Raw genomic sequence first — 11,640 nt, 5'->3', positions numbered from 1 at the left:
CACGCTGCCTCCATTTCACCTGCAAAATTTATATATATTTTCAGTTAATTACCATATAAACCTTTGATTCTACTTTTGACTTCTTCATGATGAAATGTTTTCTCATGCATCATCAATTCCTGTTCAATGACGCGCGGCAGCTGATCGCGAAGCGGGGCAACCAAATGATCTTTCAGTGTGACCAGTGAGTTTCTCGGCTTTTCCGCCAGTTCTTGCGCCAGCTCCACTGCATAATCTAACACTTCTGCACGGGGCAGCACCTTAAAAGGAACCCCTCTTTTTTCAAGATCAGCTCCGCGGTAGCTGCCCGCATTCAATAATATTTCCTGGGACAGGCTGAAACCCAGTTTTTTAGGAACGATAAAGGTAGCGCCCATTCCAGGCGTAAATCCGTATTTCATAAAATTAGCCGTATACACGCTTTCTCTGCTCAGAATGACTATGTCAGCAAAGAGCCCCATGACAAAGCCGCCTCCAATTCCATGGCCCTGCATTGCCGCAATAACTGGAATCTCACAATCCAGCGCCAGAGAATAAAGATTGTCATCAGTGAACTTGGTCAATCCCTGCTGAATTCGAAGCAGTCCTTCTTGCGTTCCTCCTGAAGCAAAATAATTATCATATCCTGTCAAAATAACCGCTTTGTATTTGGGGTTCTGCCGTATGTATTCAAACGCTTGAATTAAACCGTCTGTAAGTTCTTGTGAAAACGCGTTTTTATGAGTGCGATCTTGCATCTTTACCTGAATAATGGCGGATTCAATTTCGATAAGCTCTACAACAGAATGCGTCATGATGTCCTCCTAACGGTTCTGATTGTCATTTTTAAACGGTTACTGATCCTCCCATGGGAATTGCCCTGTTTCAACATACCTGATGATTCCCATTTGGTTTTGAGGATCAGAAAACATGTTTTGATTTGCAGTTAAAGCGGTGGCTTTCGCACGACTGACTTGATGATCAAGTGAGCTCATAAACTGTTTATAATGTGCGATTCCTTTTTTATTCAGCCTCCGCAAACGCAATAAATGCTTTCTCAGCAGCACGTCACTTTCAGCATCAAAAGCATCTATTAACCCCCATTCACTGGCTTCCTGAACGGAAATCGGCTTTGTCATAAGCGTCATATAATGCGCTTTCTGCCAGCCGATACGGCGGATCAGAAACGGTAAAACACAAGCAGGGTACAGGCCGAATAGCAGCTCAGAGAGACTGAATGACGCCGTCTGATCAGCAATGGCAATATCTGTGGCAGATACGAATCCAAGACCGCCTGCATTCACTTTTCCCCTGACATGAGATATCGTGACGTAAGGACCGGTCTGCAATTTCAGCCACAAATCATAGAGAAGCTCTTGGGAGCTTGCCTGTTTTCTGCCCCTTTTCATTTCCTGATAGATTTCTTGAAAATCAGCTCCGAAACAAAACACCTCGGGAAGCCCCTCTAAAACGACAACCGTCACCGTTGATGTTTCACATTGGTTTAACACTTGCAAGCATTCTTCTATCAGCGTGTCATTAATCGTATTATTCGCTTCAGGACGGTGAAAGGTAATATAGCAAACCGACGCTTGAAAGCGGACCTTTATCGTTTGATAGGTCACGAGATCCACCTGTACTTCCGATGAAACTCAGAAATTTCTTCTAAAAACAAGCGCGGTTTCTCTTGAGTGGACTGCATGATGCCCGGTATCATCTCAAAGTCCAGCTTTACATTGCGCGTCCCAAACCGCACCATCCCGCTCCCCTTAAACAGCAGCTCATACTCTTCCATGGAGAGCTGATAGCGGCGGTCCAAATGCTTCTCAATACCAAATGTTCGCTGACGCTCCTGGCCTTGCGGAGTTGTAATTCCGCTGTAAAATTCAGAACAGCAGCCGGATCCGTAGGAAAAACAGCCAATTCGTTTAGGCGTATCAAATCTCCCTTGGTCTATCGTGCTGGCCAATGCCAGAAACAAGGCTGCCCCCATAATATTTCCAACCCGTTGACAGTAGTTTAAACCTGGTTTTACACGAGTTAAAAAATCCGGCTCAATCCCAGATGTTTTCACCTTCGCCACCTTACGCATCATTGTCCGGTGCGCACCTTTCACCATCCCGCCAAAGGGCGTATGATAAGCAAGATATTGAAACGTGTCCTGATAATTGGCACCCGGTACACGCTTTTGATATTCCAGAAAAGTCTGTTCGCAGCAATCCAAATATGACATTAAAGACAGATCAGAATCTCCCGCTTCACTGTCGGGAATGGGGCGGCACGTGTCCATCACTTCATAGCCGTAATAACCATTTGCTCCGGGATCTATTTGAAACACCTCGGGATTTTCGCCAACTAAAACGGCCACCGCTCCCGCTCCGGCGCTCGGTTCCGCATAAGACCAATCTTCGCTTAAAGCGTCTCCGCCCTCAGCGATTAAAAAACGTGAAATATCACTGGCGATAACCAGTGCTTTGGCACCCGGAGAGGTCTGGGATAATATAAAATTCACCGCCATCTGAAATCCCGCTGTCCCTGAATAACACGCCTGTTTAACCTCAAACAAACGGCAGTTGCGGTTGAGACCTAAATATTCATGGATATATGTACTTAACGATTTCCCAAAGTCGATCCCGGATTCAGAGCAAGTGATCAGCAATTCAATCCGGTCCTTCTCTGCTTCAGATAAAGCATCAATAATCGGCTTAGCTGCATTGACTCCGAAGGTCACGGGATCTTCATAAGGCAGTGCTACCGCTTTTTCTTTCATTAATAAGTTTTCAAATCTCGCAGTATCCAAGTGTCTGTATTTGGCCAGCTCCATGACATCAAGGTATGCCGTTCCGCCAAAGACATTCATCGCTTCTATTCCGGCTGAAACCATTTATGATTCGCCTCCACATTTCTCAATGTTTTGTATACAAACCGCGGTGTTCATTCCGCCAAACCCCATGCTTAAGCTCAGCGCATTTTTGATGCGGTATGAAATCGATTTCTCATTTACCCAATGAAAAGAATCATCGATTGGATGATCCAAATTCCGGCTCGGATGCAGGGCAGATTTTTTCATTTGCAGCAAAACAGAAATAATCTCTACGATGCCCGCCGCACTAAGCCCGTGTCCGGTTATCGATTTTGTTGCATTGATATAAGCATGGGAAAGCCGGCATGCACGGAGCGCCTTTAATTCTATTTCATCTCCAATAAAAGAGCCTGTTCCATGAGGGTTAATATAATCAATATCTTCTGGTAAAAGCCTGGCACGCTCCAGTGCCTTCTGGATGACATGAATCTCTCCTTCTAATGAAGGATCAGGATTCCGGTTTCCGTCCAGTTTGATTGACCAGCCAGACAATGCTGCATAAGGTTTGAGACCTCTTCGTAAAGCCGTCTCCTTTCGTTCTATTACCAATGCACCGCACGATTCTCCATAGATAAACCCGTCTCTGTTTTGATCGAAGGGACGGCACGCTTTTTCAGGTTCATCAGCATATTTGTCCGTCCCCATAGCGCCTAAAGCCCTTAGCGCCTCGCATTCCATATAAGAAAGATCCATTAAAGCACCAAGTGCTATGCAAGTATCAACTTCGCCTGACAGGACTTGCTGAATTGCATGAATGACTGCTAACTGGCCGCTGGCCGAGGCTCCTCCCACCGTATATGCTAATCCCGTGATGCCAAACTGATCTGTACATATCCCGCAAAGATCGCTGTCCATGAAAGACAGGCCATACGCCGGAGAAATAAAACCGGAGCGGTCTTGATACCTTTCATAAACTTCAAAGTTTTCTCTCTGCTGAAAATTTGACCCGCCAACAACCAGTCCGATACGTGAGGAATCTGAATCGTCCAATTCAGCCTCCTCCCAAGCCTCTGTGAGAGTTACCAATGCAGCGCGGCTGGAAAATGATGCTTTTCGCAACATTTTTTTAGAGAGTCGGTCAGGATAAGACAATGACGCAATTTCGGCTCCGATAAACCGGCTGTCTTTTTGTCTGCCTGAACGCTTCATGACATCAAAGGCATGTCTGCCGGACAAGAGCGAGGAAGCAAAGTCCTCTTTCCCTTGACCGATAGAGGCCGTGACGCCTACACCGGTCACCACCACCTCAGGCAGATTGCACTTTGTCATAAAGCACCTCAGCTAATTCACCGATGTTTTTCACCCCGGATAGCTCAATGCGAGGGATTTTTAACGATAAATCCTCTAGCACCATCGTGATAATTTCAGCTCTGTCTACAGAGTCAGCTCCTAACTCAACTAACTGATCTTCAGGCTCAAATCTGTGTCCGTCTAATTCAGGAAGCACCTCGCAAATATTGGTGATTAGTACTTCAAAGATTCTCTGCTTATCCATAATGCGCTCTCTCCTTCAAGGGATTATTTTAATGATTTTTATAGGTATATTTTCATAATATTCAAACTTTTATTTTTATGTTGTCTGTTTCATGCGACGGCTGATACATCGATTGCATCCGTTCATGAAGCAATACTGCCGTTTCTGTCATTAATTTTTTCCCGATTTCATCCACATGGCGGTTTCGCCAATTTTCTAATTGCGATCCTTTGACCCATTGATTAAAGGCTCCCAGCGCGGGACCGCAGTGAATTTGATAATCGACCTTCGAATGTTCGCTTCCGCTGATTGCCAATTTTGAGCTGTATCTGAAATACCATCGAAAAATCAAAGCCATTTTATGCTTCGGATTTTGTTCAGCCTTCTCAATGTCTGCAGCGGGATAATGCAATGCAATATCTTTATATATGTCTTCTATACTGCGTTTAAAGTATTTCTCCTCAAGCTGGGCCAGCATCTTTGCATCCAGCTCACGTATAGACCCATACCGCTGATACAGTTCATATAACTTGTTTGCCCGTGCGGGAAAGAACACGCCTTTCTTTAGCACCTGCACTTTACTGCCCGATTCAAACATATCACCTGCAGGCGCATAGGCTGTATCTTGTACATTCATCTGCTGAAGCAAATCCTTTACTTTATCACTTGTTGCCGCCTCAACCGTACATTGATTGATTGAGCCTGTTAGAATAAAATCAGCTCCTAGCATAAAAGCCGCCATCGCTGCCTCAGGTGTTCCAATTCCTCCAGCTGCACCAACTCTTATTTTTTTCCGGTATTGATATTTTTTCATCATTTCATCTCTTAAAGATGTCATCGCCGGCATCAGGCTGTATGCTACACCGCCATCTGTATGACCGCCTGAATCAGCTTCTACACAAATATCGTCGGCCATCGGAATGCACCGCAACAACTCAGCTTCGTTCATAGTGATTTTATTTTCTCCTAAAAGCTTTTGCAGCATATTCTCAGGCGCAGGACTCAGAAATGATTCTGCAACTTCCGGCCGTGATATTTTTGCTATGAGACGATTTGAGCATATAACGTCACCATTTTGATTTCGTTTCACTCCTTTTGCGCGGTACCTTACTAATGCGGGAGTGACACTTAAAAATGCTGAAGCTTCCACAATGCTCACTTGATTCCTCAATAAAAGATCGATCATTTTTTCTTCTGATTCAGTATGTTTCATATTGTGGACCAGATTGATGCCGTAGGCTTGTCCTTTCCCTAATTCACCTTGTATAGCATGGATCGCATCTTCAACCTCTTTCAGGCTCAGACCTCCTGTGCCAAAGAACCCCATCATTCCCGCTCTTGACAGCTTTACTACCATTTCTTCCGAAGCAATGCCGCGGTACATTCCGCCTGCAAGATAAGCATATGTAAGATGATAATCTTGTTTAAATTCAGCACTTCCTAAAGATTCTGCCGTAATCCCAGCTTGAACATTGCGTTGCTCCTTTAGATGCGCACTGATCGCGGGGTTCTTTTTCGGTATATATGTCAATGGTTCAGCTTCATTTTTAATCCGATGAATGAGACCGGTTAAAACAGCTCCAGGCCCAATCTCTTCAAACTCCATTTCTCCTCTTCCCATCAGGAAACGAATGCTGTCCGTCCATTTCACTGTGTTGTCCATTTGTTCAGATAATGTATCTTTTAATCTGTCTTGATGGTATGGCTCTGCGTAGACATTGGAGATAACCGGGATCGCCAAAGGTGCAAACTGGAATGAGTCAATATATTGCTTAAATACCTGTTTGGCTTCATTCATATATCTGGAATGAAAAGCTCCGCTCACATTTAATGGATGAAACAGCATTACATCCTTAGTGTTTTCAAAAATAGCCCGAGCTTTTTCAATCTCTTTTTTCGGGCCAGAAATCACAATTTGCCGGGGCGTATTTTCATTTGCCACATCAATGTCATGAAGACAGTGCTCTTCTAAAACGGCTGTAACTTGTTCCTTACTCAGGCCGATCACAGCAGCCATTCCGCCCCCTGTAATTCGTCCCATCAATTCTCCTCTTTTTTTGACGAGCCTTAATCCGGTTTCAAAATCAAATGCACCGGCTGCCATCAGCGCATTGTATTCTCCTAAGCTATGTCCTGCCGCAAAATCAGGTTTTCTGCCGGTCTCCTCCACTCTCTTCAAGTAACTGAGTGCATTAACAACGTACAAAGCCGGCTGCGTGTATTCAGTATGATTTACATCCAAATAGGATTTTTCAGTACATAGCTTCTCTATTGAATAGCCCAATATTTGATCTGCTTGATCAGTCAAATGCTGATATTGTTCAAATAGGCCTTGTCCCATCCCCTTTTGCTGGGAGCCTTGCCCTGGAAAGACATATGTAATCATCTTGTAAACTTCCTTTCTGGTGTACGGAAATACTCAACCGTATTCAGATTTTTCAGCTCCTGATGAAATGGTGTTATGATTGAGCAGCAACGGTCAGCTGAATCACCCGGAATCAGCTGTTTCACAAAAGCAGCTAAGGTGCCGGATGGCCCTAAATCGATAAACTTGCATGTATGCTGGCTTTCCAAATATCGAATCGCTTCACGAAACATCATTGGCTTTCTGACCGCATTCCAAAAGAAATTCTCGTCCATTACGTGAAGGCAGCTTCCCGTTAAGCTCGATACAATCGGTATTGACGGTTTTTTAAAAGATTTTGATCTTAAAAATTCTGCATAGGCACTCTCTGCCGGATCAATAAGCGAAGAATGAAAGGCATAGGACACAGGAAGCAGCTGGCAAAGAATCTGCTTCTCCTTTAAATCCTCCATAATCTTCCTTATATGATCTTCTTCACCAGAAATGACGAAGTGCGAATCATAATTGATAGAAATGAGTTCACTATTTCCAAACAGTTGCGGATGATCATTCAGCAATTGCGGTTTGTCCAGAATGGCCAGCATTTTTCCTTTATCGCAGGAATTCTGGATGATAATAGCCTGTTCAAGTATGCAATCCAGTATATCCTCTGCGTCTGACACACCAGAAACTGCCGCTGCTGCGAATTCTCCCAGACTTGATCCCAATACGTAATCAGGATAAATTCCCCTGTCTTCCAAAACCTTATATAAGGAATACTCAATCATAAAAATGGCGGGGTGGGAAAAAAGAATACTGTCAAACGGATCTGACACACGTTTACCTGGATGGTAGATTTCTTCAACAATGGATGTGCCGATTCGCCGTGCTGCAATGGCATCCATTTCATGCATTGATTGGCGAAACACGGTATTTTCCTTAAATAGTTCTTTCCCCATGTGATAGTATTGGGAACCTTGCCCGGAAAACATAAAAACAAGCGGTTCATTCATGTGTATAACCTTCTTTTTTTATATTTATAACGGCTATTGGATTTCTCATTTCCATGTATGTTGTAAAGGCACATAGCAGCGATTGAAATGAAATTAATAAATGGAAAAGTCTTATATGAAAAAAGTAAAGGAGATTCAACTTGGAAGGATTGCTATTGGTGCTCTGGATGCGGTTCATTTATGACGTGATCGTAGATGTATGTTGATATCTCAAAATTGATGTAACATGATAACAGGATCAGCAAAGAACATCGACTCTATGATTGGTGGGTGCGGTTAAAAAATGGACCATCTAGATGTGGGAGCGATGGTTTGACAGACCGGCTGACATAGTTCAAATGTCTAACTTAATTTATCAGCCTCTTTATGTAACAGTATATAAAGTTATTCAATTAGAAACAGTGTCAATCGAACGATTGAATCTTTAAAACTTTATACCTTAAATGAAAGGAAATCTGTGTTTAGACCTGATTGATGAGATACATGGCCATAGGAGCAAATGCTTTAGCGTGGCATTGCTTCCGCATCTTTCTTTATGCGATGAATTAACCCAGTTAAAACATTTCCAGGCCCTACCTCCTCAAACTCCATATGGCCTTTTTTCATTAAGTATCTTATGCTGTCAGTCCATTTCACTGAATGATTAATTTGATCAGCCAGCGTCTGTTTCATGAATTCGTATGTATACGGTTTGGCATACACATTAGAAATAACCGGGATAGACGGAGGCGAAAAATAAAAGGCATGAAGGAACTCCTCAAATTCTTCTTTTGCCTTATTCATGTATCTGGAATGAAACGCGCCGCTTACGTTTAAGGGGAGTACCATTGTAACTTCAGTCATCGCTTCAAAAAGAGATGCGGCTTTTTCAATCTCATCTTTTTTTCCTGAAATTACAATTTGATATGGGGCATTCACATTAGCGATATCAACATCATGTAAATGATATTCTTTCAGAGCCTTTGCAACCTGCTCTTCATTTAGTCCCATAACAGCTGCCATACCGCCGTTGCTTATCAGACTCATCAGTTCGCCTCTTTTTCTGACAAGCTGTAAACCTGTCTCAAAATCAAAGGCTTCAGCTGCAAATAATGCATTGTATTCACCCAAGCTGTGCCCGGCGACAAAGTCAGGTTTAACTCCTTCATCCTTGATTTTTTTCAGATAGCTTAGTGCGTTTACCACGTATAACGCCGGCTGAGTAAATTGCGTTTTGTTTAAATTGGAATAAGGATTTTCTAGGCAAAGACGTTTGATTGAATATCCTAAGATCTCATCTGCCTGATCCGTCAGTTCTTTAAATTCATCGAATAGGCCGCTGCCCATTCCCTGTTTTTGTGAACCCTGACCTGGAAAAACATATGTGATCATTCTCTCAAAGCCACCCTTCCGATTAGTAGATGTGTTTCACTTCTGTATGATTTAATAATAGTGATGACCGGATAAATAGTAGCATGTTCATGTTGATGGTAACCTCTGTAAATATTATCCGTCAAGTTAATTTTTCCTACAGTTTGCTCGATTGTTTTTCTGCTTTTTTCCATTGAGGAATAAAGGATCAGGAGATATAACAGAACATAAGAAAAAAGACCCGGATTACGTATAGGGCGCCATATCATGATAATGCGCTTCATTTTCTTTCAAATGAGTTTTCAAAATAAATAACACCTTCTATGTAATCATTTTCGAAAATAAAAATCATTTAGATATTCGAAGAAAAATAGGATAATAGATTCAGAAGGATTATTTAAAATCAAAAATACCTTTTTGGTTTTTACGAGTGCGAAATTTCACAAAATATTCTTTCTTATCAATTTGAAAGTAAATATTATGCTGATAAAGATCCTTTATCGAATGGCCGGGCGATTTGCCAAATGAGTGACCAGGATACACCCGTACATGGGGTGAAACCTCCGACTTTATTCTTTGAATGCTATCAAACATCTCTTCCGCAGAGCTGCCATCATCCTCACATATGCCGCATCCTTCTGTAAACACCGTATCTCCGGTAAAAATACTCTCAGAAAACAAATAACACATTCCGCCGGCTGTATGCCCCGGTGTGAGAAGGCATTGTGCTCTTGTGTTTCCTATGCTGATCGTCTGATGATCATCTAGGCTAATTAAATTTCTGCATCGGAATTGATAATAATCAATTTCTTTTTTCGACATATAAACTTGAGCGTTAAACATCTTCGTCAGCGGGTCTACCAGATTTACATGATCATAATGAGAGTGTGTCAATGCGACTGCCTTTAATTCCGCTTCGAGTTCAGAAAGTGTAGTGGTTATCTTACTCAATTCCCATGAGGGATCAACAACAATTGCAGATCTGCTTACAATATCTTCAATGATATAGCAATAATTCGTCCAGCCCTGATACCTTGTTTTAATTGGATGCACCTTGTAAGTAAGATTCATTTATACCATCCCTATCATGTAAAGTTCTTAAACGATGGACCAGTGTTCATCCCTCAGTCCGTCTTTCATTCCACTTTACCAAACAGCATGATTGTTTTCCATTTTTTTCAGAGATCCTTGTTCTTTGAATATAAAAAAGCGACTCTTTTGGACGCATGCCCAACAAGAATCGCTTTTCGCACTAGTGCCTTAAGGATGTCGTTTTTGTGTCTCACGTGTATCTTCCACGCAAATTGACTCTACATGCTGCATAATGACCCGCTTAATTCGGTCTTTATTCACTCGCACAGGGTCAAGCATGGCATGTAAAGCCAAGCCGTCAACAAGCGCGTAAAGTCTCTCAGCTTCAATGTCTTTATCAGCATTCTGCTTCAGTAAATCGGATTCATCTAAATAGGCGATCAGATTCCGCATGCCGCTGAAAATCCCGTCATGATTCGCATCAAACATATCCTTTTTATGTCTGGCGTAAGCAGTAAAAGCAAACCAAACCTCCATCTCTCTAATCGTTTCTTCATTCGTTGGGACCATTTCAAGCAAAATTTGCAACACTTTTTCCTTAGGGAGCAAATCCCTCACTGCAATGTCCTTAATTCGGTCCGTCACCTTTTCTTGGACAAGTTTCATTGCAAAAGCAAGCAATTCATCCTGTGTAGAGAAATAATGGCGCAGCGCACCTAATGACAATCCTGCTTCCTTTGCAATGTTTCTGGCTGATGCTCCCTCCATTCCTCGTTCTAAAATGACGCGCCACGTTGCTTCTGCAATTTGTTTTCTTCTTTTCTCATGGTCAATTTGTTTTGGCATAGCTTTATTGTAACAAGAAAAAAATGAGAGGGCAATTTTTATAATACAGTTGTGTTACAAAAACAAAGATGGTAACATATTATTTAAATAATACAACTGTATTGAAAAGAGGGGAATGGATTGAACGGTATCGCATGGATGATTGTTTTCTGTGAAATTGCGTTTTGGGTTGTCATTGTTTTGGGGCTTGCTGTACGTTACGTATTCAAACGACATACATTAGGACTTCTATTCCTTGCCTTAACTCCAGTTATCGATTTGATCTTGTTAGCGGCAACTGGTGTGGACCTTTACCGCGGAGCCTCAGCGACCGCAGCCCATGGGATTGCAGCTGTTTACATCGGTATATCGATCGCTTATGGAAAACAAATGATTCAATGGGCAGATGAAAAATTTCAATATTATGTGACAAAAAAAGGCGAAAAACCGCTGAAACGTTTTGGAATGGATCATGCCAAGCACGGTGCGAAAGGCTGGATAAGACATGTGCTGGCCTACTTAATTGGTGCGGGACTATTGGTAGGGATGATCTATTTTATCAATGACTCTGCCCGAACCGAGGCATTGAGCGGCATTCTTAAACTGTGGACTGTCATTATAGGCATTGACTTTCTCATTACTGCCAGCTATTTTATTTGGCCAAAAAAAGAGAAAGCTTCGGCGAATCTCAGGAGTTAACATGATGAAAAAGGCCCTTCCCCAGTGGAAGGAGCCTTTTTTGGTTTTGTTAAAATATGCT

Annotated in this window: 12 protein-coding genes; 1 reads left to right on the top strand and 11 read right to left on the bottom strand. The window is 42.4% G+C overall.

Annotated features, from left to right (window positions below; translation table 11 throughout):
* Positions 1-44: 44 nt before the first annotated feature.
* The 11 genes from NYE49_RS09265 to NYE49_RS09215 all read right to left on the bottom strand — a co-directional run bounded on the left by NYE49_RS09265 (position 45) and on the right by NYE49_RS09215 (position 10,901).
* Complete coding sequence (locus NYE49_RS09265; protein WP_015383709.1) at positions 45-794, bottom strand: polyketide synthase; 750 nt, start codon at positions 792-794, stop codon at positions 45-47.
* A 39-nt stretch (positions 795-833) separates the two neighbouring features.
* On the bottom strand, positions 834-1,613 hold the full coding sequence (locus tag NYE49_RS09260; protein ID WP_015383708.1) for an enoyl-CoA hydratase/isomerase: 780 nt from the start codon (positions 1,611-1,613) through the stop codon (positions 834-836).
* Positions 1,601-2,863 carry a polyketide biosynthesis 3-hydroxy-3-methylglutaryl-ACP synthase PksG gene (gene pksG, locus NYE49_RS09255; protein WP_015383707.1) on the bottom strand — a complete coding sequence of 421 codons (1,263 nt, stop codon included), beginning with the start codon at positions 2,861-2,863 and terminating at the stop codon, positions 1,601-1,603. Before pksG ends, NYE49_RS09260 begins: the two co-directional genes overlap by 13 nt.
* On the bottom strand, positions 2,864-4,111 hold the full coding sequence (gene pksF, locus NYE49_RS09250; protein WP_015483245.1) for a polyketide biosynthesis malonyl-ACP decarboxylase PksF: 1,248 nt from the start codon (positions 4,109-4,111) through the stop codon (positions 2,864-2,866).
* The gene (locus tag NYE49_RS09245) at positions 4,089-4,337 is read right to left on the bottom strand and encodes an acyl carrier protein (protein ID WP_003231809.1); all 249 of its coding nucleotides are present in this window, start codon (positions 4,335-4,337) and stop codon (positions 4,089-4,091) included. The genes pksF and NYE49_RS09245 overlap by 23 nt, the downstream gene beginning before the upstream one ends.
* Positions 4,338-4,398: 61 nt before the next feature.
* Positions 4,399-6,702, bottom strand: a complete 2,304-nt coding sequence (gene fabD, locus NYE49_RS09240; RefSeq protein WP_047182631.1) for an ACP S-malonyltransferase — start codon at positions 6,700-6,702, stop codon at positions 4,399-4,401.
* Positions 6,699-7,673, bottom strand: coding sequence for an acyltransferase domain-containing protein (locus NYE49_RS09235; protein WP_047182630.1), 975 nt, complete (start codon positions 7,671-7,673; stop codon positions 6,699-6,701). The genes fabD (NYE49_RS09240) and NYE49_RS09235 overlap by 4 nt, the downstream gene beginning before the upstream one ends.
* Positions 7,674-8,177: 504 nt before the next feature.
* Positions 8,178-9,044, bottom strand: coding sequence for an ACP S-malonyltransferase (gene fabD, locus NYE49_RS09230; protein ID WP_047182629.1), 867 nt, complete (start codon positions 9,042-9,044; stop codon positions 8,178-8,180).
* Positions 9,041-9,307 carry a hypothetical protein gene (locus NYE49_RS09225; RefSeq protein ID WP_120363368.1) on the bottom strand — a complete coding sequence of 89 codons (267 nt, stop codon included), beginning with the start codon at positions 9,305-9,307 and terminating at the stop codon, positions 9,041-9,043. Before NYE49_RS09225 ends, fabD (NYE49_RS09230) begins: the two co-directional genes overlap by 4 nt.
* Positions 9,308-9,416: 109 nt before the next feature.
* A complete protein-coding gene (locus NYE49_RS09220; RefSeq protein ID WP_003231824.1) occupies positions 9,417-10,094 on the bottom strand; it encodes an MBL fold metallo-hydrolase in 678 nt (225 codons plus the stop codon).
* Positions 10,095-10,283: 189 nt separating this feature from the next.
* Complete coding sequence (locus tag NYE49_RS09215; protein ID WP_015383700.1) at positions 10,284-10,901, bottom strand: TetR/AcrR family transcriptional regulator; 618 nt, start codon at positions 10,899-10,901, stop codon at positions 10,284-10,286.
* 120 nt (positions 10,902-11,021) lie between these two features.
* Here NYE49_RS09215 and NYE49_RS09210 point away from each other — a divergent pair, with 120 nt between their 5' ends.
* Positions 11,022-11,579 (top strand): hypothetical protein, encoded by a 558-nt coding sequence (locus tag NYE49_RS09210; protein ID WP_047182628.1) that lies wholly within the window; start codon positions 11,022-11,024, stop codon positions 11,577-11,579.
* Positions 11,580-11,640: the final 61 nt, after the last annotated feature.

Source organism: Bacillus sp. FSL L8-0358 (genome assembly GCF_038593095.1).
Lineage (GTDB): Bacteria > Bacillota > Bacilli > Bacillales > Bacillaceae > Bacillus > Bacillus subtilis.
Note: the sequence above shows the minus strand (reverse complement) of the source record. Positions and strands in the feature narration are given on the sequence as shown.